This is a genomic window from Mesorhizobium sp. M0029 (assembly GCF_040323735.1).
Classification (GTDB): Bacteria; Pseudomonadota; Alphaproteobacteria; order Rhizobiales; family Rhizobiaceae; genus Mesorhizobium.
Window position 1 is genome coordinate 23,834 of record NZ_JAMYVF010000006.1, and the last position, 23,722, is coordinate 47,555.

The window sequence follows — 23,722 nt, forward strand, 5'->3', positions numbered from 1 at the left end:
TCGCTGTGGCCGGAGCCATGTCTGCTTCGGAGCCATCGCCCGAACCACGGCCTTTTCCAGCCAGCGCGCGGTGGCGGGGGCGGCATGCATGCCGATTGGGTCCATGCCGCCATGCACGTAGAGCTCTTCGACCGCGGTGCGGCCGGCGACAGGCAGCCCGTCCGACAGCATGGGCGATTGCCGGGATAGACATTCGTCACCGGGGGTGAGCCGAGACCGGACAGGATGCGCAGCGTGCGCGCCGAGATGCGAAGGCGTCTCGGCGCTAGCGCGCCGATCCACCTTCTCCAACAAGGGGAGAAGGTGAGGCGCGCCTTGTCCCGCCTGCGCTTCTACGCGTAGCCTAAGGAGCTAGCGGGAGGAGAATCGCTTGGACACCACTGTCGTTATTGTCGGCGCCGGGCCCGCCGGCCTTGCGGTCGGTGCCTGCCTGAAGCGGGCAGGAGTGGATTTCATCCTGCTCGAAAAATCGCAGGAGATCGCGCCCGCCTGGCGGCGGCACTATCGGCGGCTGCATCTGCATACGGTCAAGTCGTTCTCGTCGCTGCCGTTCCTGCCCTTTCCCAAAAATTATCCGCGCTACGTGCCGCGCGAAATGGTGGTCCGCTATCTCGACGACTACGCGGAAAAATTCGATCTGCGCCCGCGCTTCCGGGTGACGGTGAAAGCCATTCGCCACGGGGACGGCGGTTTTCTGGTCGAGACAGGATCGGACAACCTCAAGGCGCGCCATGTCGTTATCGCCAGCGGTAACAATGCCGAGCCGATCATCCCCCGGCTCCCTGCCATCGAGGCTTTCAAGGGCGAGGTGCTGCACAGCGCCGACTATACGCAAGCGGCGCCCTTTGCCGGCCGCTCGGTGCTGATCGTCGGCATGGGCAACACCGGCGCCGAGATCGCGCTCGACTTGGCGGAAAGTGGCGCGCGTCCGACCATTTCGGTGCGCAAGGGCGTCCACATCGTGCCGCGCCAGCTGTTTGGCGTGCCGATCCAGATGGTCGGCATCGCCAGCCGGCCAATGCCGCAGGCGCTGAACGACTGGATGTTTCCGATCATCCTCGATTTCGCGCTGGGCAAGCTCGAGAAATACGGCATCGTCAGGCCGAAGCAGGGCATCCTGCAACAGATCGACGAAGTCGGCCGCATCCCGGTCATCGACGTCGGCACGGTCGACGCCATCACCAAAGGCGCCATCAAGATCGCGCCCGACATAGCGGGCTTCACCGAGCGCGGCGCTGCGTTCACCGACGGCAGGCAGGAAAATTTCGACGCCGTCATCCTCGCCACCGGCTATCGCCCGGGCTACGAAAAGTTTCTGCCCGTGGAATTGCAGCCGGAGCGCAGTGGCGTCAACGCCCGCGCCTCGCAACTCGGCCTCTACCTCGTCGGCTTCTACAATCCGGTCACCGGTCTGCTCAGGGAAATTGGACGCGAGGCGAAGGCAGTGGCGGCCGACATTGCTCGGCGAGGCTGAAAGGGGCGGCGTCGGCCAAGCTGCGGATCTCCCGCCTTGCGGGGAGATCGGCTATCCATCACAGCCCCGCCGCGTCGCCCTCATCGAGCAGCCATTGCCGCACGGCTTGCGTCGGTTCTGGGTGCCGTTGCTTGCGCGGCATCACGACATAGAAATCGTGCGTCCCACGCATCTCTGCGTTGATCGGCTGCACCAGCCGGCCGGCGGCAATGTCGGCAGCGACGAGAAACCGGCTGGCCAGCGCGATGCCCTGGCCGGCAATGGCGGCGTCGATCGCGAGGCCTGTCTGGTTGAAGCGCATGCGTTTGGCCTCGGTGGCCATCCTCAGGCCGAGTACTCTCTCCATGAATTCCGGCCACAGATTGTGCGCGTCGTGCAGCAGGACGTGATGCTGGATATCGGCCGCCGCGATCTCGTTCGCGCCGGTCGGCAGCAGGGCAGGGCTGCAGATGGCGATGATCTGCTGTGGAAACAAAAGATCCACCATCAGGCCGGCGCCGGAGGGCAGGCGGCCTTGCCTGACCGCAATGTCGACGCCATCGGCCTGAAAACTCGACAGGCTTTCGCTGGCCAGGATTCGCAAATCGACCAGCGGGTTGTGCGCGACGAACTCCGGCAGTTTGGGGATCAGCCATTTGGTGGCAAAGCTCGGCGTGACGCTGATCGTCAGCCGCGCCGGTTCGGGCCGCAGCAGCAAGGTGGCCTCCGAGATCAGCTCGAAGGCGCGGCGGATGTTGGGCATATAGGCGCGGCCCTCATCGGTCAGCGCCAAGCCGCGCGGCAGCCGGTCGAAGAGTTTTGTGCCGAGATCGGCCTCCAGCCCGCGTATATGCTGCGCCACCGCCCCTTGCGTCACGTTCAGCTCTTCGGCGGCGATGCGGAAGTTGAGATGACGCGCGGCGGCTTCGAAGGCACGCAGCGCATTCAATGGTGGCAGGCTCAGGAAGGCTTCAGGCATGCAGGAGTTTTTCTACAGCTTGATTTCAGGCTTTCTGGTTCGAACCAGATGGCAACACCGTTTATAGCATTGCTCGAAGGCCGGAAACATGGGCTTCAGAGTCCCGCCAACCCGTGCGAAGGAAAATCGAGATGAGTGTAGAAAAAGTAGCAGTCGTCGTCGCCGGTGGCAGCGGTATGGGCGCGGCGGCGGCCAAGCGGCTGGCGGCGGACGGGTTCAAGGTCGCGATCCTGTCGTCCTCCGGTAAGGGCGAGGCTCTGGCCAAGGAGCTTGGCGGCCTCGGCGTCACCGGCTCCAACCAGTCGAATGACGATCTGCAGCGGCTCGCCGATCTGACGCTCGAGCGCTTCGGCCGCATCGACGTGCTGGTCAACAGCGGCGGCCACGGGCCACGCGCGCCGATCCTCGAAATCACCGACGAGCAGTGGCACACCGGTCTCGACGTCTATCTGATGAACGTCATCCGGCCGGTGCGCATCGTGGCGCCGCAGATGGTCAAGCAGGGGGGTGGCGCCATCATCAACATCTCGACCGCCTGGGTGGTCGAGCCGAGCCCGATGTTCCCGACATCCGCCGTGTTCCGCGCCGGGCTTGCCGCCTACACCAAGATCTTCGCCAACACCTACGCCGCCGACAATGTGCGCATGAACAATGTGCTGCCCGGCTGGATCGACAGCCTGCCGGCCACCGAGGAGCGCCGCGACAGCGTGCCGATGCAGCGCTACGGCACGTCGGAGGAGATCGCCGCGACCATCGCCTTCCTCGCTTCCGAAGGTGCGGGCTACATCACCGGCCAGAACATCCGCGTCGACGGCGGCATCATCGGCGCGATCTGACCGCGCCGGTCGCCTTGCGTGAGCCGGCGCGTCACTCCTTCACCGCGCCGGTCATCGACGAGACATAGTGCTCGACGAAGAACGAATAGAGCACCACCACCGGCAGCGAGCCGATCAGCGCTCCCGCCATCAGCGCCCCCCATTCGTAGACGTCGGAGCGCACCAACTCGGTCAGCACACCCACCGGCACGGTCTTGTTTTCCGAGGACTGGATGAATGTCAGCGCGTAGATGAACTCGTTCCATGACAGGGTGAAGGCGAATATGCCGGCGGAGATCAGGCCGGGCACCGACAGCGGCAGCACGATCTTGGTGAGGATCTGCCACCGGCTCGCTCCGTCTATCAGCGCGCATTCTTCCAGTTCGAACGGAATGGAGCGGAAGTAACCCATCAACAGCCACGTGCAGAACGGCACCAGGAAGGTCGGATAGGTAAGGATGAGCGCGAAGGGCGTGTCGTAGAGCCCGAGGTTGAACACCATCACCGACAGCGGAATGAACAGGATCGAGGGCGGCACCAGATAGGCGAGGAAGATGCCGAGGCCGACCTGCCGCGCCCCGGAAAACCGCAGCCGCTCGATCGCATAGGCGGCGAACACCGACGCCAGCAGCGACAGGAAAGTAGCGGCGGTCGAGATGATGATCGTGTTGAGCAGCCAGCCCGGATAGGAGGTCTCGAACAGGAGGTAGCGGATATGCTCCAATGTCGGATGCACCACCCAGAACGGATTGAACTGCGCATAGTCGGTCATCTCGAGATTGGGCTTAACCGCCGTGATCGTCATCCAGTAAAACGGAAACAACAGCACGAAGACGAACACCAGCAGCGGCAGATAGACCGTCACCACGCGGCGCGGCAGGCTCTGCAGGTAGCCCATGCCGCCTTCGTCGATATCCCCACGTTTCGCCTTCCTTGTCGCGGCCGTCTTGACCATGTCAGTCTCCGCCGCCTTGTTGCCATTTGCGGCGTTGCAGGCCGAAATAGCTGAACAGGATCGCCGCCAGCAGGAACGGGATCATGGCCACCGCGATGGCCGCGCCCTCGCCAAGCTGGCCGCCGGAAATGCCGCGCTGGAAAGACAATGTCGCCATCAGATGCGTGGCATTCACCGGTCCGCCCCGGGTCAGCACGTAGATCAGCTGGAAATCGGTGAAAGTGAACAGCACCGAGAAGGTCATGGTGATGGCGATGATCGGCGTCAGCAGCGGCAGAGTCACATAACGAAACAACTGCCAGCGACTGGCGCCGTCGAGCGTGGCCGCCTCGTAGAGCGACTGCGGAATGGTCTGCAGGCCGGCGAGCAGCGTGATGGCGACGAAAGGAATGCCGCGCCAGACGTTGGCGGCGATGACCGAAGCGCGCGCATTCTCCGGATCGCCGAGGAAATTGATGCGGTGGTCGATCAGGCCGATTTGCTGCAGCGCCCAGGACAGGATCGAGAACTGCGAATCGTAGATCCACCAGAAGGCGATGGCCGAAAGTACGGTGGGCACCACCCAAGGCAGCAGGACTATCGCGCGGAAGAACGATTTGAACGGCAGGTTTTCGTTGAGGATGAGCGCCAGCCAGAGGCCGAGCACGAACTTCAGGATCGAGGCGCTGACCGTGTAGAGCAGCGTGTTGAAGACGGAGAGCCAGAAGACGTTGTCATTCCAAAGGTACTGATAATTCTCGACGCCGATGAAGATGCCGGGGCGGCCGATCCGGGCATCGGTGAAACCGAGCCAGACGCCCAGCCCGAGCGGATAGGTCAGGAAGACCAGCAGCAGCGCCGCCGCCGGCAGCATGAAGCCGAAGCCCAGCGCGTTGCGGCTTTCGGAGATCCGCGAAAGCATCGACGGACGCGGCTGGGCGGCAACGGACGGCACGGCCATGGACAGCTTCCTCAGGAGGTCTCCTTGGTCGGTGCGGGCGACCGCCAAGCTATTGCGGGCAAGCGATTTCGGGAACCGGGCCGGGCAGTGCAATGGCGGCTGCCCGGCTCAGCTGTGCTCTTAAACGCGGTAGTAACGGTTGGCGCGCTTCTCCGCCTCTTCCATCGCCTCCTGCGGCGTCGCCTGGCCGGTCACCGCCTTGGCGAACATGTCGACCAGGACATAGTCGGCCATGGTCGCCGCCGAGGCATAGCCGAGCGGCCCGGCATAGCCGTTGGGACGCAGCGTCGCCGAGGCCTTGGCGTAGGCGGCGTTGTTCGGGTCGGCCGTCCACACCGGATTGTTGTCGAAGGCCTTCAGCGTCTGGCAGCAATAGCCCGCCGAGGAAGTGATCCAGTCGGTCATCTGCGGATCCTCGAACATGAACTGCAGATAGGCCTTGGCCGCATTGGGGTAGGGCGTGTAGTTGAAGATGACGGCCGTGGTCACCTGGAACAGTTCGACCGATTTCCCGACGGGACCGATCGGCAGGTTGGTGGTGCGGATGTCCTTGGCGATCTCAGCCAGTTTCGGATCGTTGTCCTTGTTGATCTTGGCCGTGTTGTAGGCCGAAATTCCGTTGGCGATGACACCGAGTTCGCCGGCCAGGAAGGCGCGGTTGTTATTGACGTCGAGCCAGCTTTCGGTCCCGGGAATGAAGGTCTTGTAGAGTTCCTGCGCGTAACCGATCGCCTTTAGCGTCTCGGGGCTGTTGATCGCCACCTTGCCGCTCTCGTCGACCATCTGGCCGCCATGGCTCCACAGCAGCCAGTGCGCGTAATTGTTGCCGTCGCCGACGCCGTGGCCGTGCGTGAAGCCGGCCGGATGTCCCTTCGCCTGCAACGCCTTGCAAAGCTCGAGGAAGCCTGCCGTATCCTTCGGAAATTCGGAGAAGCCGGCCTCCTTCACCCAGCTTTCGCGATAGACGATGGCATTGCCGATCGTGGCCAGCGGCAGGCCGACGAACTTGCCGTCCCGCGTCGCATATTGCTTTGGTCCGTCGTGCCAGCCGCCATATTTCGAGCCCAGATACTCGCCGAGCTCGGTCACGTCGTGCAGCTTGTCGGGATATTGATGCGGGTCGTCGAACCAGACGAACATGAGGTCCGGGCCGGAACCGACATTGGCGGCGACCGCTGCCTTGGGGCGAATGTCCTCCCAGCTTTCCTTGTCGACACGAACCTCGACACCTGTCGCCTCGGTGAAGCGCTTGGTGTTGGCCAGCCATTGATCCTCATCGCCCTTGACGAAGGGCGACCAGCGCAGCAGCCGCAGCTTTGCGCCTTCCTCGGGCTTGTATTTCAAGCCCTCCTGGGCAAAAGCCGGCGAGCCGACGAAGCGGCTTCCCAGGGCTCCCGCCGCAGCACCTGCGGTCGTGCGGATTACATCGCGTCTCGTGAATTTCATGGTCGTCTCCTCCGGTTTATCTTCCTCGCTATGCGGTCCTTACCATCCGTTACGCGTTTCAAATCGTGTTCCGGTCTTGCCGTCAAAGAGATGAATCAGGCCAGGCGCGGCAGTGAGCCGTATGGTTTCGCCCGGTGTGAAGGCATGGCGTTCGCGGAAATTGGCGACGATCTCGTCCCCGCCGGCGGTGCGGCCGATGAGCTGCACTTCCGACCCGGTCGGCTCGACGACCGCGACGGTGACTGGAATGCCGTGGTCGGACGATAGCCGCAAATGCTCGGGCCGTATTCCCAGCACCACCGGATGACCGTTGCCAACGGCCGGCGCGCCGGCCAGCGGCACGGAAATTCCCCCCGCGCCGCGAAAGGACGGAGACCCGTCGGTGACGATCTCGCCCTTGATCAGGTTCATGGCGGGCGAGCCGATGAAACTGGCGACGAAGAGATTGTTGGGCCTGTCGTAGAGCTCCAGCGGCGGTCCGATCTGTTCGACGATGCCGTCATGCATGACCACGATCTTGTCGGCCATGGTCATGGCCTCGATCTGGTCGTGGGTGACATAGACTGTCGTCGTCTTGAGCCGCTGGTGCAGTTCCTTGATCTCGGCGCGCATCTGCACCCTGAGCTTGGCGTCGAGATTGGAGAGCGGTTCGTCGAACAGGAAAACCTGTGGATCGCGCACGATCGCCCGGCCCATGGCGACGCGCTGGCGCTGGCCGCCGGAAAGCTGGCGCGGATATCGCGTCAGCAATGGCACCAGCCCGAGGATTTCGGCGGCGCGCTGAATGCTGGTAGCGCAATCGGCCTTCGAAACACCTTTGAGCATGAGCGAGAACGCCATGTTCTCGGCGACCGTCATGTGCGGGTAGAGCGCGTAGTTCTGGAACACCATGGCAACGTCGCGCTCTTTCGGCGCAACGTTGTTGACGACCCGATCCCCGATCGCGATCTCGCCCCGAGAAATCTTTTCCAGGCCGGCGATCATCCTGAGAAGGGTCGATTTTCCGCAACCCGACGGGCCGACAAGCGTGACGAACTCGCCGTCGTCGATATCCACACTGACGCCGTGCAGGACCTCGACGGTCCCGAACGATTTGTAAACGTCGCCGATCGCGACAGACGCCATCGATCTCCTCCCGAATGCTTCTTGCGACGCCCCGAAGGAAACCGCTCCTCTCCCGCCTGGCGACCGTCTCCCATTCCCCCAACAGGTCGCGCGACGATCAGACGGTAGCGCTACCAAGCCTGCCTGTAAAGCGGCCATGCGGACGGTTTTCTTGTCGTTCGAAACACCCGGCGCAATGAACGGCACACCGGCAAACTACCCCCCATTCACAAAAGCCAGCACCAGCTTTTGCAGGTTTCCGCCGGGGCCGAATTCGACCCGGTCGAAGTCGCGGCTCGCCTGCCGCTGAGCCAGCGAGATCTGGGCGAGTTGCCTCGTCAGCTCGGTTCTGATCTTGCTGCAGGCGGGGTCATCAGTAACGGTCAGGCCGACGCTCACCGCCTCGATCTTGCGCACCATCTCGGCGATGGCTGCGCCATGCACTCTCTCGTGGGCGGCGAGCCCGGCGATGAACACCGTCCAGTTCTTCTGGACGGAAGCCGGCAACGGTTCGGCCGGCTTCGGCAAGGTGTAGGTGATGATCAGTTTCGGGCGCGCCGATTTGAGCACGCAGGCGTCGCCTTTCGGCCTGTAGTCCCTGGTCCAGGTCAGCTTGAAATTGGTGTGCGCAATGACCCGACCCTTGCCGAGCAAGGGGCCGGCTTCGCCGATCGCGGCATAGAGTTCCGGGCCGGTCCGCCCTGCGATGGCGTAGGTCTCGACCTTTTCGACCGGCTTCCAGTCGGCGCGTGCCGGCGACGCCAGCAGGGAGGCCGCGAACAGGAGAAAGAACATGGCTGGTTTCATGGAAACGTCAGAGACACTGGGCTGAGGCAAAGATCAACCCGGCGCAATGCACTCAGGTCCCACGGCAGGCCGCGTCATAGTCGGCCAGCACCTGATCGACAGCTTCGAGAAGGATAGCCTCGGGATTGCCCGCCGGCCCGAGTTCGGCCGGCAGCGCCGGCAGGAATTGCCGCATCAGCGTTTCGGGAATGGCAACGTCGTCCAGCGCCTTGCGCAGGCGCTCGACGGCCGCGACAGCGGTGGGGTTGCTCCAATAATAGCGGATGCGGTCGCTGTAGCTGTAATGCCGCTGCACATAGAGCTCTGCTTCATTGCCATGATAGTGGCTGTGCCAATGGCCGGGGGCTGCCAGCATCGCGCTTTCCATGGTCCGGGCGAGCGACCGGTCGCCATAGTCCCTGGCCATTTCGGAGGCGATCAGGTCGAGCCCGTAAAGCGCCTCGCGCAAGGCGAAGGTCAGGCCGGGGCCGACCTTGAGGATAGGAAAGCCGTTTGCGACCAGCGCGGTCAAAGCCGCACGGCTCTGGTAGTCGGTCGAATGCGCCTCGTAGACGAGCGACGGCTGCTCATCGAGCAAGCCGGTCAGGCCCTTGGATTTCTCGGGCGCGTAGGCGACGACGTTCTGGCTGCCGAATTCCACGCCCGGCTGCACGACCACGGCGATGACGCGGCCGAAGGCCTCGGACAGGCCTTCGCGGGCAAAGATCTCCCGGTGAACCTCGATCGTGCGCCGCGCCGCCGCCGCCTCAGTCGGCTTCAACTCGCTGATCGCATGGTCGACTCCGCCGGGGGCGGGGACTTCGGTGCCGATGATGTAGACCGGCAAGGTGCTGCCTGCGGCGTGCGCGCCCGTTTCGGCCGCCTTTGCCAGCCGCGCCGCCCGGGTGGCGATGGTCTCGTCGTCAAGCGCCGCCGGCTCGCCGGCGCAGCCCATCGATGCGTCGAGATGGATCTTGGTGAAGCCGGCCGCGATATAGGCGCCGACCATGGCCTCGGCCTTGTCCATCGCCTGCGCCGCCGGCTCTGCGCGCCACGGGTTCGGTCCCAGATGGTCGCCGCCGAAGATGATGCGCGAGGCTTCCAGCCCCTCGCGGCAGGCGATCTCCAGCACGAAGGCGACGAACAGCGCCGGGGTCATTCCGGTATAGCCGCCGAACTGGTTGACCTGATTGCAGGTTGCCTCAATCAGCAGGTTTTTCTCCCTGTCGGCAACGGCGCGCCTGATCGCCGTCTGGATCACCAGCGGATGCGCGGAGCAGATCGAGGTGATGCCGTAGGGCGAGCCGTTTTTGCGCGCGCTGGCGAGGCCCGCAAGCGGGTTGGCGCTCATGTCCGTCTCGCTGTTCCCTTGATGAATTGGTCAAGCGCATCGAAGCCGGCGGTGCCTTCCATCGGGCCGCGCCGGGTGATGTTGCGGGCGCCGGCGGCATTGGCATAAAGCAGCGCCTTGCCGGGCTCCATCCCCTGGCGGCGGCAAGTCAGGTAGGTGGCGCCAAAGCAGTCGCCGGCGCCCGTCGGGTCGACTTCCTCGACTTGAAAACCGGCGCAGTCGATCCTGGCGCCGTCGGCGCCGAACCAGGAAGAGCCGTCAGCACCGCGCTTCAGCACGATCTCGCCGACGCCCCTGGCAAACAGCGCCGCCACCGCCTGATGCTCGTCATCGACGCCCGCCGTAGCGAGCAATTCGTCGCCGGACGGCAGCAGCAGGTCGGCATCGTCGATGAGGGCGGAAAACAGTGCGCCGTCGGAGCCGTCGATCAGCTCCTTGCGCACATTCGGGTCGAATGAGGTCGAGCCGCCGCGGGCACGAACCGCCTGCACTGCGTAGCTGACGATCTCCTTCAGCCCTGCCACCGACAGCGTCGATCCCATGATATGCAGATGGCCGGCCCTGTCCGCCAGCAGGCGCGCAGCAGTGGTCAGGTGGATCTGCCCGGCGGCGGATTCGGCGATGTTGTAGACGAAGTCCCTGATACCATCGGGCCGGTAGCGCACGAAGGCGCATCCCGTCGGGAAGCGGTCGCTGATATCGACGGCTGAGACGTCGACGCCGTCGAGCTCCAGCCTGTCCAGGTTGAGCGTGCCGAAATCGTCGCGGCCGACGCAGCCGATAATGCCGGCGCCGCCTCCCAGCCGGGCGACCTGATCGATGAAGATCGCCGGCGCACCGCTGGGGAATGGCCCGACAAGCGATTGCGGCTCGAGGAAGCCGAAACCCCGTTCCGTCGCCATGATCTCGACCAGGATTTCGCCGGCGACAATCGTTGGCCCCACGGCCTCGGCGGCGATCTCGCTTCGGCGCGAAAGGCTCATGCTTGCGATTCCTCTCACACGCAAACTGATTGCTTGCCCGCGCAGTTATCCGACGCAAGTGTTTATCGGGTAAATCGCACATTCAGCGAAGTCAATAAAACTCTACATGTGTATAGTTTATCTGTTTCCGCGCGTACACATTGCAGGATTCGGGTGGCTGGTATCGTGGCACCGTGCAAATCAGGCGTCGACCGCAGCGAAAGGACAGCCATGCTCACGCTTCATGATTATTTGCCGTCGCAAAACGGTTGGAAGGCGAGGGTCGTGCTCGGCCTGCTTAACATTCCCTATGAAAGCCGCCTGGTGTCGATTTTCGAGGGCGAGAGCCACACCGACGCCTTCCTGAAGCTCAACCCGGCCGGCGCCGTTCCTGTGCTCGAACTCGAGGATGGCCCTGCGATCGCCGAATCGAATGCGATCCTCATTTATCTCGCCGAAGGCACGCCCTTGCTGCAGGCGGATCGCTATGTCAGCGCGAAAATTATGCAATGGCTGTTCTTCGAACAGTACCATGTCGAGCCGGTCATCGGCTCCCTGCGCTTCTGGACGCTGGCCGGAAGGCTGGAGCGCAACCAGGCGATGGTTCCGGCCAAGCGCGAATCCGGCGCCCGCACGCTGGCAGCGCTGGAGCGCAGCCTCAACGACAAGCCCTTCCTTGTCGGCGACACGCTCACCATCGCCGACATTGCTGTCTATGCCTACGGCCACCGTGCCGAAGATTGCGGCTTTGCGCTGGCGGCTTACCCGGCGATCCTCGCCTGGACGGACCGGGTGCGCGACGCCATCGGTCCCGGCTATCCCGTGCATCTCTACAGCATCGATCCGCACTCGACTGCTTGACGGCAAAAGGCGCGGGTTCACCTTGCTTAGTCGAAAAGAAGACCCAGATTCTGCTTTGTCGGCGGCTTTCGCTCGCAATCCGTTGACTGGATGGCCGGATCCCGGCGTCAACTCGACGACCTGCCGGCACTTAGCATGGAGGTGACCATGACACGCGACGACATCATTTCGGTGTTGGGGCCGGTAGACGAGGCGGTCATAGCCGACATCGCGCTGACCGGCGCCACCCTTGAAGAACTGCGCGAGGCGTTCGCCTGGCTCGGTGCCGACGAGGCCCTAGTCAACGAGGGTCGCCCCTTGCCGGGAACGAAGGTGGCGCGGCTGATCGAACTCCTCGATATGCCGGACGACGAGGACGGCCCCCAGGCGGTGGCGGCGCAGGGATTAGGGCAGTAGGTCCGGACTACCGCGGTTTCCCATTCACGTCATGCCCTCGACAGCAGCCGGCACATGATCAGCGAGGCGTGACCGCCAACGCCGTGCGCGGCCGTGTGGCGCTCGACTACTTCGAAACCGTGCTTGCGATAGAAGGCGATCGCCCGGTCGTTGCCCTCGATCACTTCCAGCGCAATGCTGGGGATGCCGGCATGCGCGACAAGCACCGCGTGCAGCAGGTCGGTGGCGAGCCCGCTGCCGAACTCTGACTTGTCGATGTGCAGCCGGTCGAGCAGGACATCGCCACGATCGTCCATCGCCGCCATCGCGTAGCCGGCGATCGAACCGTCCGGCCGTTCGGCCACGAACGACATCTTGTTGTCGTCCCCAAGTTCCTCTGCCAGCCGCTCGGGCGCATGCTTGTCGTCCGAGAGCCGCGCGGTATTTTCAGGTCCCAGGATCGACGAATAGGTGCGCCGCCAAGACTCTCCCAGCAGCCGCGATACCGACGCTACATCGTTCTCTGTCATCGCCCTGATCTGAACCATGGCCGATCCCTTACCGCCTTACCCGCGACTTCAGCCAACGATCGAAGGCCACGGCCAGGATCAGGATCAGGCCGATGACGATGCTTTGTGTGTAGGACGAGACATTGTTGAACTGCAGCCCGTTTTGCAGCACGCCGATCAGCGCTGCGCCCACCACCGTGCCGCCGACCGAGCCGATGCCGCCGAATAGCGAGGTACCGCCGATGACCACGGCGGAAATCACCGTAAGTTCGTAGCCGATGCCGGCTACGGCTTCGGAGGAGTTGAGCCGTGCTGACAAAACGAAGGCGGCCAGCCCGGCGAAGAAGCCGACGATGACATAGACCGAGATCAGAATGCGGTCGACGCGCAGGCCCGAAAGGCGCGCGGCCTCGGCATTGCCGCCGACGGCATAGACGGCGCGGCCATAGCGCGTATAGCGCAGCACGATGTGGCACAGGATGGCCGCCACCGCGAAGATGATCGCCGGCACCGGCACCGGTCCGATGAGCCCGGTGCCGAACCAGCGCATCGAGGCGTCGAAGCCGGAGATCGGTCCGCCATTGGAGATGGTCAGCGTCAGGCCGCGAAACACGGTGAGCCCACCCAGCGTGACGACGAAGGGCGGCACTTTCAGCCGGGTGATGGCAAAGCCCTGGACGCCGCCGGCCAGCGCCCCGACGATGACGGCGGCAAGCAAGGCGGCGAACCAGCCATATCCTTGCGTGCCCGTGGTCGACAGCGACAGCGTGTTGGCGGTGCCGCCCTTGGCCACCACCGCCGCCACCATGCCGCAGAAGGCGAGCAGCGAGCCGACCGACAGGTCGATGCCGGCAGTGAGGATGACGAAAGTCATGCCAAGCGCGATCAGCCCGGTGATCGAGATCTGCCTCAAAATGTTGAACAGGTTGATTGGATCGATGAAGCTCGGCTTCAGCACGGTGAAGATGACGATCAACACCGCCAGGAACATCAGCGGCCCAAAACTCATCAGAAGCCGCGCGATGTTGATGCCGCTGCGCTGGGTCTGTTCGGTGGTGCTGGTCATTGCATTGCGTCCTGCTTGCGGTCGAGCGCCATCAGTTCCATCAGTTTTTCCTCGGTCGCTTCGATGCCCGGCATTTCGCCGGTGATACGGCCGCGCCGCATGGTGACGATGCGATCCGACACCGCCAGCACTTCCGGCAGCTCCGACGAGATCATCATGATGGCGATGCCGCGTGCGGCAAGCTGCACCAGGATCTGGTGCACTTCGGCCTTGGCGCCGACATCGACGCCGCGCGTCGGCTCGTCGACGATAAGTACTTTCGGGTCGCGCGCCAGCCAGCGGGCCAGGATCACCTTTTGCTGATTGCCGCCGGACAGGCCCTCGATCGCCTGCTCGGGCGAGGCCATGCGGATCGACAGTGCCTTGCGATAGCCGGCCAGCGCCTCGCGCTCGCGCCGTTCGGCCATGAAGCCGGCCCCATTGCTGTAGCGGCCGAGCGAGGCGATGGAGAAATTGTTGAGAATGCCAAGTGCTGCAAAAATCGCCTGGTGCTTGCGGTCTTCCGGCACCAGCCCGATGCCGAGTTTGATGGCGTCTGCGGGGGAGGCCGGGGCGATCGGCTTGCCGTCGAGCGCAATCGTGCCGGCCGCGATGCGGTCGGCGCCGAAAATGGCGCGGGCAAGCTCGGTGCGGCCGGAACCGACGAGACCGGCAACGCCGAGGATTTCGCCGGCCTTCAGATCGAGGTTGACACCTTCGAGCACGATGGCGTGCGGCGCCAGCGGATCGCGCACCGTTCGCAAGCCTCGCACCGAGAGCCGGACCTCGCCGGCGACGTCGCGCTGCGTCGGCCGCGCGTAGAGTTCGGAGGCGGCGCGGCCGACCATCTTCTCGATGATCTTCGGAATCTGGATCGGCCGGCCGTCGCGGTCGAGATGACCGGCCAGCCTGCCGTCCCGCAGCACGGTCATGCGGTCGCAAATGGCGGACGCTTCTTCCAGCCGGTGGGTGACGAACATGATGGCGACACCGTCCTTGCGCAGCCTGTCCATGATCGACATCAGTTTCTGCACCTCGGTCTCGGTCAGCGCCGAGGTCGGCTCGTCCATGATGATCAGGCGGCTTTCCAGCGACAGAGCGCGGGCGATTTCGACCAGCTGCTGTTCGGCTACCGACAGCGAGGACACCGGCGTCGCCGGATCGATGTCGAGACCGACGCGGGCGATGATCGCGCGCGAGGCGTCCTCCATCCTGCGCCAGCTGACCAGCCCGAGCGGCCCGAGCGGCGCGCGGCCGATGAAAATGTTTTCCGCAACCGTCAGCGTCGGGATCAGGCTCAGTTCCTGATAGATGGTGACGATGCCATGCCGCTTCGCATCCTGCGGACTGGACGGCGCGTAGTCGGCGCCGTCGAAGACGATGCGGCCGCTTGACGGCGGCATCACGCCGGACAGGATTTTCAACAGCGTCGACTTGCCGGCGCCGTTCTCGCCGAGCAGGCCAAGGATCTCACTGGGCCGCACCTCGAGCGAAACGTCGATGAGCGCGGTGACGCCGGAAAAATGCTTGGTCACGCCTTCGACGGAAAGGAGCGGGGGCGATGATGCGGTGGGTTCAACGGCGGACAAGCATTGCTCCCGGATTGCGATAGGCAGCGGGACAGCGCCCCCCTCTGTCCTGCCGGACATCTCCCCCACACGGGGGGAGATCAGCAGTTTTGCCGGCAGCACTATTTCTATAACGTTGGCGATTGGCGAAAGCAGACGTGACGGCCAATCTCCCCCCAAGTGGGGGCGATGTCCGGCAGGACAGAGGGGGGCGCGACAGAGCGCGACCTCCACCCGTCATGGGCCCTACTCTCACTTCGTCTCGTTCAACCTCTCCGCCTTGTCGAGATTGTCCTTGCCGATGACGATCGGCGTCAACAGCACCAGCTTCTCCTTCGGCTCGGTCTTGTCCCTGGCGAAGGCGACCGCGATCTGCACCGCCTTGCGCGACTGTTCGCCGGGGAACTGCTCGACCGTGCCGGCGAGCTTGCCGTCGCGCACGGCGACCAGCGCTTCCGGCAGCGCGTCGAAGCCGTAGATCTTGACGTCGGTGAAGTTGCGCGCGGCACAGGCTTCGAGCGCGCCGAGCGCCATGTCGTCATTGGCGCAGATGATGGCGTCCGGCTTGCCGTTGGCGGCAAGCCCGGCCTCGGTCACCGACAGCGCTTCGGCGCGGGCGAAATTAGCGGTCTGCTCGAAGATGATCTGGTACTTGTCCTTGAGCGGATCGAGCACATTGTGGACGCCTTTGTTGCGGTCGATCGCGGGCCCGGCACCCGGCTGGCCCTGCAAATGGAACAGCTTGGCGCCGTTCGGGAACGCCGCCACCATGGCCTGCGCCTCGGCCTCGCCACCCTTGACGTTGTCGGCGCCGACATGGGCGAGAATGCCCTCGACGCCGTCGACGCGGCGGTCGATCGTCACCACCGGAACGCCGGCCTTGACCGCTTCCTCGATCGCCGGCGCCAGCGCGTTGACGTCAAGCGGCGAAATCACGATGGCGTTGACCTTCTGCACGAGCGCGGCCTCGATGTCGGCGGTCTGCTTCGGCGCCGAGTTCTGGCCGTCGCTCTCGGTCAGGTTGACGCCTTGCGCCTGCGCCTCGGCCTTGATCTCGTTCAGCATGTGCACAAAGAACGGAAAGCCGAGATTGGGCACCGAGCCCAATATGGTCAGTTTGTCGGCGGCAAAGGCCATGGGCGCGGCCAGCGCCATGGCGCCGGTCGCCACGGTCGACAACAGGAATTCGCGTCTGTTCATCAGATATCCTCCACATGGATGCAGGAGCCCGAAACCGTTAGCGGCTCGGGATTTTCCTGCGTCGATTCAAAAATGGAGTGTCCTGTGAGCGCCCGAAGGGACGCGACGGCGCTCCAGCCGGTCCACCGCAACGTCTCCTCCGCTCGGCGCCGACCCAGAGATGCTAGCCAAGGAAAATCGATTACGCAAGGTGAGGCGAGGGGCTGAAACTGCTAATCTCCCCCCTGCGGGGGAGATGTCCGGCAGGACAGAGGGGGGCGCTGTCCCGCCGACATTGGCCAATTTCACTTACATCTTTGAGCTAACCTCTACGCAGAATACTTGATGCGGGCGATCCTTCGCGCCCCCCTCTGCCTTGCCAGGCATCTCCCCCACGAGGGGGGAGATTGGCAGCTTAGACGCCTCTACCGATCGATCGTCGTCATCACCCGCTCATTGTAGCGCGGCCCTGAGACCTTGCCCGGCGCAAGGGCCGCGTCGAGCGCAGCTATCTCGGCCGCGTCGAGCGTGATCGCGGCCGCAGCAACATTTTCTTCGAGATACTTGCGCCGCTTTGTCCCCGGGATCGGCACGATGTCAATGCCGAAACCGTCGCCCTTGCCGAGCACCCAGGCCAGCGCGATCTGTGCGGGCTTTGCCCCTTTGGCCGCGGCCACCTCCTGCACCGCAGCCGCAGCCGCGACATTAGCGTCGTAGTTGGCGCCCTGGTAGCGGGGGTCGCCGCGGCGGAAATCGCCTTCCGGATAATCCTCGGCGCGCTTGACGTCGCCGGCGAGGAAACCGCGGCCGAGCGGCGCGAACGGCACCAGGCCGATGCCGAGCTTTTTGAGCAGCGGGATGATCTCCGGCTCCAGATTGCGCTCCCAAAGCGAATACTCGCTCTGCAGCGCCGAGACAGGGTGCACGGCATGCGCACGGCCGATATTCGCCGCGCCCGCTTCCGACAGGCCGAAGAAGCGCACCTTGCCATCGGCAACCAGCCGGCCGACCGTGCCGGCGACGTCTTCCATCGGCACCGCCGGATCGACGCGATGCTGGTAGTAAAGGTCGATATGGTCGGTGCCGAGCCGCTTCAGCGAGCCCTCCAGCGCCTCGCGGATATGGTCGGGCCGGCTGTCACGCCCCGTGCCGACCTGTCTGCCGTTTTCGATGCGGAAGCCGAATTTGGTGGCAAGGGTCACCTCATCGCGCCGGCCCTTCAGCGCCCGCCCGAGCAGTTCTTCATTGGCATAGGCGCCGTAGACTTCCGCCGTGTCGAGGAAGGTACAGCCGAGTTCGATGGCTCGGTGCAGGGTGGCGATCGATTCCGCCTCGTCGGCAGGGCCGTAGGACTGGCTCATGCCCATGCAGCCGAGGCCGATCACCGAGACCTGCAGCCCCTGGCTGCCGAGTTTGCGGGTGCTGAGGGTCATTGCCGTTCTCCTTGGGGCTGAGGAAAACTATAGCGGCCGCTCCTCCAGTTTCCATAGCTGTTCGGCGGAAGAACAGCGCTTCCCTTGACAAAACCCAGCCGCAAGCGCCCTTGCCGGCGGCCATTGGGGGCCATGGGATACCAATGAAGAAGATCTACGAGAAGCCGACGCTGAACCGGCGTCAGCAGCTCTCGCGCGTCACCGTGCTCATAATTCCTTCGGACCACTAACCGAATATTGTCGTCGCCAAGCAAAGCCCACTGCCGAGGCGCAGCGGTTTTTTGCTGCCGCCGGATCGTAGCGCTGCCAGAAGCAGGCGGTCAAAATTGACAGAGCAGCCGATCTCCAGCATCCTTATGCCGCCGCCATGTCTTGCGGTCTTGTGTATGAGTGAGCCATGGCCAGTTCCGTCACCAGCCAGAATTCCAAGCGCGCCGCGGTGCGCAAGGCGCTCGACCGCCACAAGGTCTACGTCACCGCGCAAAGCTTTTCCGGCGGCGTCTACTCGGCCCGCGTGCTGGTCGACGGCGAGGCCTACTGGGTCGACGAATTCCGGCTGAGCCAGCTGCAGCAGGGGCTGTCGCCGGCCGAGCTTGAGTTGATGCCGGCTGCTGACGATTGAGCGTGATCTTCGTTCCTTCGCACCGTGCTGGGAAATCTGAAATGTTGGCGGGACAGCACCCCCCTCTGTCCTGCCGGACATCTCCCCCGCAAGGGGGGAGATTGGCAGCTTCATCGACGGCGCCTCTCTTGCGACGGTGGGGATTGGCGAAAGCATCAGCGACATCCGATCTCCCTCCTTGCGGGGGAGATGTCCGGCAGGACAGAGGGGGGTGTGACGGAATGCGGCGCTGGGAAAGCGCCGCTCCCGCCTGACCCATGCCAACCCCGCCAACACTCAAGGCCTATCGCGCCAAGCGCGAATTTACGAAGACGCCGGAACCGGCGGGCGGGCTCATTTCAGGCGACGGCAACCGCTTCGTCGTCCACAAGCATCACGCCACCGCCGACCATTACGATTTGCGCCTGCAGGTCGGCGGCGTGCTGAAAAGCTGGGCGGTCCCGCGCGGGCCCTCGCTCAACCCGGCCGACAAGCGGCTCGCAGTCGAGACCGAGGACCATCCGCTCGAATATATCGACTTCGAGGGCGTCATTCCCGAAGGCGAATATGGCGGCGGGCCGATGATCGTCTGGGACACCGGCACCTGGGCACCGATGGACGATGTCGACAAGAGCCTGCGCAACGGCGCCTTCAAGTTCCGGCTGGCCGGCGACAAGTTGAATGGCGGCTGGATGCTGACCCGTCTGAAGCCCAAGCCCGGCGAAGACAGCGAGAAGAAAAACTGGCTGCTGTTCAAGGAGCGCGATCTCGCCGCCGATACCGGCCTCGACATCCTGGAAGCGCGGCCGGAAAGCGTGAAGTCCGGCAAGCGGATCGAGGAGCTGGTGGCGCCGCCGAGGAAGCCGGCCCGCCTGCCGCCCAAGCCCGGCGCGCTGAAACCCGGCGCGTTGTCCGGTGCGGTCAGGGGCGATCCGCCGTCGCGCATCGAGCCGCAGCTCGCCACGCAGGTGCCGAAACCGCCGGGCGGGCCGGTGGAAGACACAGGTGAACTCTGGCTGCATGAAATAAAATTCGACGGCTATCGTACCATGGCGCATGTCGGAGATGGCGAGGTCAGGTTGATCACCCGCGGCGGCATCGACTGGACGAAGCGTTACGGCGACCTGCCGCAAGCCTTTTCCCGGCTACCGCTCAGCCAGGCGATCATCGACGGCGAGATCATGGTGCTGGACGAGAAGGGCATCTCGCGTTTCGCGCTGCTGCAGGATGCGCTGTCGGCGGGTGCGGGCAGCAAGCTCCATTTCTATGCCTTCGACCTGCTGCATCTCGACGGCTGGGACCTCCGCAAGGCGCCGCTCGCAAACCGCAAGGCCCTGCTCGCCGAACTGCTAGCCGGGCAGGGCGCTACCTCCGCCATCCAGCTGAGCGACCATGTCGAAGGCGACGGACAGGGGCTGTACGATCAGGCCTCGATCCTTGGACTGGAAGGCGTCGTCTCCAAGCGCGCCAACGCCATCTACCAGAGCGGCCGCACGAAGAGCTGGACCAAGGTCAAAGCGCTTGAGACCGGCGATTTCATCATCGCCGGCTACACCGTTTCCGACGCGGCCGAAGGACTGGCGGCAATCGGCATGGCTGAATTCGCGGATGGTGAACTGCACTATCGCGGCAAGGTTGGCACCGGCTTCGATGCCGCGACGGCGGGCGACTTGCTGGCCCGGCTGCAGCCGCTGCGCGACGGCGCGACAGCACCCGAGGGTGTGCCGCGCGAGATCATGCGCGAGATGAAATGGGTGCGGCCGATGCTGTCGGCCCGCATCCACTACGCCAACCGCACCGCGGACAATTCGCTGCGCCACGGTGTGTTTCGGGGCTTGCGCGATGTCGGCCTGTCGACGCCGGTGTCGCCGAAGCGCAAGCGGCTGATCGCCGAAGCCGATCTCGCAACCATCTGGGTGACCAATCCGGAGCGGCGGCTGTTCGGCAAGACCGGACCGACCAAACTCGACATCGCCGTCTATTACGCGCTGGTCGGCGATTTCATGCTGCCGCACATTATGGGCCGCCCGGTGTCGCTGGTGCGCTGCCCGACGGGCCTGCCGAAGGACTGTTTCTTCCAGCGCCACGCCTTCACCGGCATGCCGCCGTCGGTGGTCACTTTTGACGCCACCAACTTCGAAGGTGAAACCAAATCCTATCTGTCGGTCGAGGGAGCAAAAGGCTATCTGGCACTCGCGCAGTTCGGCGTCGTTGAGTTCCACACCTGGGGCACGCATCGCTTGAGCCTCGACAAGCCCGACCAGATCGTTTTCGATCTCGATCCGGGTGAGGGCATCGCCTGGCGCGAGGTGGTCGAGGCCGCCGTCCACATCAAGGGCGAATTGGAGCGGTTCGGCCTGGTGCCGTTCGCCAAGACATCCGGCGGCAGCGGCATCCACATAACCGTGCCGGTGACGCAAAAGCAGAACTGGAAGAAGCTGCACCAGGCGACCAGCGCCATCTCCACGCACCTGGCGGCCACCGCGCCCGACACTTTCACCACCACAATGGGCAAGGAAAACCGCAAGCGCCGCATCTTCATCGACTATCACCGCAACGCGCGCGGCCACACCTCCGCGGCGCCTTATTCGCTGCGCGCCCGCACCAACCTGCCGGCGTCGACGCCGGTGAGTTGGGCAGACCTTGAGACGATCGATGCGCCGCCGGATCTGAACTATTCGTCCTTGCCGGGGCTGTTGGCGACGTCGGGCGATCCGTGGGCGGACATGGAGGATTTCGCAAGAGATTTGCCGTTGTTTTCGGGGAAGTAGATCGGGAGGTGTTGGCGATCCGGCACACCCCCCCTCTGTCCTGCCGGATATCTCCCCCGCAAGGGGGGAGATCGGATGTCGCCTCTGCTTTCGCCAATCGCAAACCTTGCAAGAGGAGCGATAAGGTTGAAGCTGCCAATCTCCCCACTTGCGGGGGAGATGTCCGGCAGGACAGAGGGGGGTGCTGTCCCTCCGGCATGACTTACTTCCCCAAGTCCATCGACCATGCGGACAATTTGAATTATCCTCCGTCGGTGCCCTCCAGCTCACCTGGAAGGTTTCGTCAGGAATTTGCCGGTATGTTTGGGGCCGGTGTAGGATTTGCGCAGTGCCAATCGTCCTCGGAACGAAGCGCTGCAGTAAGCATGATCCCGAAACGTGGGAACCGGTTTTCGGATAAGATCATGCTCAGTCTGAAATGTCAGTGCGTGGCCGCGTAGGAGAGTATCATGGCGCCCAGGGCAAGTTGGAAAGGTTACCTCAAGCTCAGCCTCGTCAGCTGTCCGGTCCGGCTCTATCCGGCAACGACGACCAGCGAGCGCATATCGTTCAACCAATTGCACAAGAAGACCCACAACCGCATCAACATGAAGCCGGTCGACCCTGAACTCGGCCTCGTCGAGCGCGCGGACTTGGTCAAGGGTTACGAATACGAGGACAAGCAGTACATCATCATCGATGAGGCCGACCTCGAAGCAGTGCGCATCGAATCCAATCACACGATGAACATCGAGGCCTTCGTCGACGAAGACGAGGTCGACGTCATTTATCAGGATGCGCCGTACTACATGGCGCCGGATGGCGCCATGGCGGAGGAAACCTTCGCCGTGCTGCGCGAGGCAATGCGCAAATCCGGCAAGCTGGCCATTGCCCGCCTTGTCCTGTCCAGCCGCGAGCGCGTGGTGACGATCGGCGCGCGCGAGAACGGCATGTTCGTGTGTACGTTGAGGAACCCGAACGAAGTGCGCGGCACGGCTGAATATTTCGGCAACATCCCGGCTGGCAAGCCGGATCCCGAAATGCTGCAATTGGCCGAAGCGCTGATCAAGCAGAAGGAAACCACCTTCGATCCGAAGAATTATGAGGACCGCTACGAGATCGCGCTGATGACGATGATCCGCGAGAAACTGAAGGGCCATAAGCCGATCATTGCGGCGGCGCCCGAGCGTGGCAATGTCATCAACCTCATGGACGCGTTGAAGGCGAGCCTGTCGCAATCAGCCAAGCCGCCGGCCAAGTCGAAGAGCAAGGCCGACGACGCTGAAAAACCTGCCGCCAAGGGTAAGGCGGGTGCGGCCAAGGAAAACCCGTTGAAGGCCAATCTGCTCAAGGCCGTCGGCAAGAGCAAGGGGTGACGGCGCCGACCGGTATAATCCCGGGCGCCGTCTTCGGCGCCATCGGCGCGCTGGCGGCATTTCCGCTGCGGCTCGCGGCCCGTGAGGTGGAGCGTCAGCACGGCCAGCTGCGGCGCGGCGTTACCCGACGCACGACGCACGTCGTGTTCGGGCGCACGCTTGTTGCCAAGGCCGGCTTGGCGAAAGCCGGTGATGCCGAGATCGAACGCCGTGTCGCGGCCGAGCGAGCCGCCGGCCGCACGCTCCTTAGCGAAAATGGCTTCCTGCGCCTGCTCGGTCTGATGAAGGCGCCCGAGGCGTCTTCGCTGTCCAGGCAGTCGCTCATCGACCAGTCAAAACTGCCGGGCGCCGACCTCGACCTGCTCAGCCTGTTCGATGCGTTCGAGCATGATGGCGAACCCTACTCGTTCCGCGATCTGATCCTTGCCCGCAAATATGCCGGGCTGGTCGCCGGCGGCGCATCCTGGAGCGCCATCGCGCGCTCGGTCCACCGTTCCGGCCCGGTCGCCTCGCTCACCGCCAAATCGCTCAATGTCGGCTCGCAGCATGGCAGGCCCGATGCGATCTATCTCGAAGGCGGCCAGAGCGAACTCGACGGCCAGCTGCTGTTCGATCTCGGCAGTGCAGCCGGCGACGACACGCTGGAGGACCTGTTCGCCGAGGCGGAAAGCGCGGAAGAGCAGGGCGATCACGAGCAGGCGGCGGCTCTTTACCAGCGCTGCCTTGCCATCGATCCGAGCGACGCCATCGCCGCCTTCAACCGCGCCAACTGCCTGCGCGGCGCCGGCCGTGCAGCCGAGGCCGCGCACGACTATGCCCGCGCGATCAAGCTCGATCCCGCATTCGTCGAGGCGTGGTTCAACCTCGCCGGCCTGATGAGTGAGCAGGGCAAAGTGCCTTCTGCGCGCCGCCATCTGCAAAAGGCGATCACGCTCGACAGGACTTATGCCGATCCAGTGTTCAACCTCGCCCGACTGGAATTCGACGCCGGGAATCTACTGGAGGCGCGGCGGAACTGGATGCGCTATCTCGAACTTGATGCGGATAGCGAATGGGCTCGCATGGCGGCCCGGGGGATACAGTTCGTCGATTTGCAGATGACGCGGACGGCGGGGTAGGGCGCAATGGCAGCGCTTGAGCACCCCCCTCTGGCCTGCCGGCCATCTCCCCCTCAAGGGGGGAGATTGGATGTCGCCATCGCTTTCGCCAATCACTATCGTCGCGAGGTCCGTGA

Annotated in this window: 21 protein-coding genes; 8 read left to right on the forward strand and 13 right to left on the reverse strand. The window is 64.1% G+C overall.

Annotation, left to right across the window (positions count from 1 at the left end; genetic code table 11):
* Positions 1 to 370: 370 nt before the first annotated feature.
* The gene (locus NKJ76_RS12310) at positions 371 to 1,474 is read left to right on the forward strand and encodes a flavin-containing monooxygenase (RefSeq protein WP_352537535.1); all 1,104 of its coding nucleotides are present in this window, start codon (positions 371 to 373) and stop codon (positions 1,472 to 1,474) included.
* 58 nt (positions 1,475 to 1,532) lie between these two features.
* Here the strand turns inward: NKJ76_RS12310 and gcvA are convergent, their stop codons facing one another.
* Positions 1,533 to 2,432 (reverse strand): transcriptional regulator GcvA, encoded by a 900-nt coding sequence (gcvA, locus tag NKJ76_RS12315; RefSeq protein ID WP_352537536.1) that lies wholly within the window; start codon positions 2,430 to 2,432, stop codon positions 1,533 to 1,535.
* 131 nt (positions 2,433 to 2,563) lie between these two features.
* Between gcvA and NKJ76_RS12320 the strand changes: the two genes are divergently transcribed.
* Positions 2,564 to 3,268 (forward strand): SDR family oxidoreductase, encoded by a 705-nt coding sequence (locus NKJ76_RS12320; RefSeq protein WP_352537537.1) that lies wholly within the window; start codon positions 2,564 to 2,566, stop codon positions 3,266 to 3,268.
* Positions 3,269 to 3,299: 31 nt separating this feature from the next.
* Here the strand turns inward: NKJ76_RS12320 and NKJ76_RS12325 are convergent, their stop codons facing one another.
* From NKJ76_RS12325 to NKJ76_RS12355, 7 genes are all read right to left on the reverse strand, one after another.
* Positions 3,300 to 4,202 (reverse strand): carbohydrate ABC transporter permease, encoded by a 903-nt coding sequence (locus NKJ76_RS12325; protein ID WP_023673469.1) that lies wholly within the window; start codon positions 4,200 to 4,202, stop codon positions 3,300 to 3,302.
* Position 4,203: 1 nt separating this feature from the next.
* Positions 4,204 to 5,103 carry a carbohydrate ABC transporter permease gene (locus NKJ76_RS12330; protein WP_502902302.1) on the reverse strand — a complete coding sequence of 300 codons (900 nt, stop codon included), beginning with the start codon at positions 5,101 to 5,103 and terminating at the stop codon, positions 4,204 to 4,206.
* Positions 5,104 to 5,262: 159 nt separating this feature from the next.
* Positions 5,263 to 6,588: an ABC transporter substrate-binding protein gene (locus tag NKJ76_RS12335; RefSeq protein WP_023693796.1), complete on the reverse strand. Its 1,326-nt coding sequence runs from the start codon at positions 6,586 to 6,588 to the stop codon at positions 5,263 to 5,265.
* 39 nt (positions 6,589 to 6,627) lie between these two features.
* Positions 6,628 to 7,713 carry an ABC transporter ATP-binding protein gene (locus NKJ76_RS12340; protein ID WP_352537539.1) on the reverse strand — a complete coding sequence of 362 codons (1,086 nt, stop codon included), beginning with the start codon at positions 7,711 to 7,713 and terminating at the stop codon, positions 6,628 to 6,630.
* 195 nt (positions 7,714 to 7,908) lie between these two features.
* A complete protein-coding gene (locus NKJ76_RS12345; protein WP_023705115.1) occupies positions 7,909 to 8,499 on the reverse strand; it encodes a DUF922 domain-containing Zn-dependent protease in 591 nt (196 codons plus the stop codon).
* 52 nt (positions 8,500 to 8,551) lie between these two features.
* A complete protein-coding gene (locus tag NKJ76_RS12350; protein WP_023827252.1) occupies positions 8,552 to 9,829 on the reverse strand; it encodes a D-tagatose-bisphosphate aldolase, class II, non-catalytic subunit in 1,278 nt (425 codons plus the stop codon).
* A complete protein-coding gene (locus NKJ76_RS12355; protein WP_352537540.1) occupies positions 9,826 to 10,812 on the reverse strand; it encodes a tagatose kinase in 987 nt (328 codons plus the stop codon). The genes NKJ76_RS12350 and NKJ76_RS12355 overlap by 4 nt, the downstream gene beginning before the upstream one ends.
* A 210-nt stretch (positions 10,813 to 11,022) precedes the next feature.
* On the opposite strand from NKJ76_RS12355, the gene NKJ76_RS12360 reads away from it, so the two are divergent.
* Complete coding sequence (locus NKJ76_RS12360; RefSeq protein WP_352537541.1) at positions 11,023 to 11,652, forward strand: glutathione S-transferase family protein; 630 nt, start codon at positions 11,023 to 11,025, stop codon at positions 11,650 to 11,652.
* 147 nt (positions 11,653 to 11,799) lie between these two features.
* On the forward strand, positions 11,800 to 12,048 hold the full coding sequence (locus NKJ76_RS12365) for a hypothetical protein (protein WP_352537542.1): 249 nt from the start codon (positions 11,800 to 11,802) through the stop codon (positions 12,046 to 12,048).
* Between the two features lie 29 nt (positions 12,049 to 12,077).
* Here NKJ76_RS12365 and NKJ76_RS12370 read toward each other — a convergent pair whose 3' ends face one another.
* The 5 genes from NKJ76_RS12370 to NKJ76_RS12390 form a co-directional block, all read right to left on the reverse strand.
* On the reverse strand, positions 12,078 to 12,575 hold the full coding sequence (locus NKJ76_RS12370; protein ID WP_352537543.1) for a GNAT family N-acetyltransferase: 498 nt from the start codon (positions 12,573 to 12,575) through the stop codon (positions 12,078 to 12,080).
* A gap of 10 nt (positions 12,576 to 12,585) precedes the next feature.
* Complete coding sequence (locus NKJ76_RS12375) at positions 12,586 to 13,602, reverse strand: ABC transporter permease (RefSeq protein WP_023673479.1); 1,017 nt, start codon at positions 13,600 to 13,602, stop codon at positions 12,586 to 12,588.
* Positions 13,599 to 15,230, reverse strand: a complete 1,632-nt coding sequence (locus NKJ76_RS12380) for a sugar ABC transporter ATP-binding protein (RefSeq protein ID WP_502902299.1) — start codon at positions 15,228 to 15,230, stop codon at positions 13,599 to 13,601. Before NKJ76_RS12380 ends, NKJ76_RS12375 begins: the two co-directional genes overlap by 4 nt.
* A gap of 171 nt (positions 15,231 to 15,401) precedes the next feature.
* Positions 15,402 to 16,349, reverse strand: coding sequence for a substrate-binding domain-containing protein (locus NKJ76_RS12385; protein WP_023673481.1), 948 nt, complete (start codon positions 16,347 to 16,349; stop codon positions 15,402 to 15,404).
* Positions 16,350 to 16,753: 404 nt separating this feature from the next.
* Positions 16,754 to 17,761, reverse strand: coding sequence for an aldo/keto reductase (locus NKJ76_RS12390; RefSeq protein WP_352537545.1), 1,008 nt, complete (start codon positions 17,759 to 17,761; stop codon positions 16,754 to 16,756).
* Positions 17,762 to 18,158: 397 nt separating this feature from the next.
* Between NKJ76_RS12390 and NKJ76_RS12395 the strand changes: the two genes are divergently transcribed.
* The 4 genes from NKJ76_RS12395 to NKJ76_RS12410 all read left to right on the forward strand — a co-directional run bounded on the left by NKJ76_RS12395 (position 18,159) and on the right by NKJ76_RS12410 (position 23,606).
* Positions 18,159 to 18,383, forward strand: a complete 225-nt coding sequence (locus NKJ76_RS12395; RefSeq protein ID WP_023689819.1) for a hypothetical protein — start codon at positions 18,159 to 18,161, stop codon at positions 18,381 to 18,383.
* 257 nt (positions 18,384 to 18,640) lie between these two features.
* A complete protein-coding gene (gene ligD / locus NKJ76_RS12400) occupies positions 18,641 to 21,133 on the forward strand; it encodes a DNA ligase D (protein WP_352537546.1) in 2,493 nt (830 codons plus the stop codon).
* A 449-nt stretch (positions 21,134 to 21,582) separates the two neighbouring features.
* Positions 21,583 to 22,488, forward strand: coding sequence for a non-homologous end joining protein Ku (gene ku / locus NKJ76_RS12405; RefSeq protein ID WP_023685883.1), 906 nt, complete (start codon positions 21,583 to 21,585; stop codon positions 22,486 to 22,488).
* A complete protein-coding gene (locus NKJ76_RS12410; protein ID WP_352537547.1) occupies positions 22,485 to 23,606 on the forward strand; it encodes a tetratricopeptide repeat protein in 1,122 nt (373 codons plus the stop codon). The genes ku and NKJ76_RS12410 overlap by 4 nt, the downstream gene beginning before the upstream one ends.
* The last annotated feature ends 116 nt before the right edge of the window (positions 23,607 to 23,722 follow it).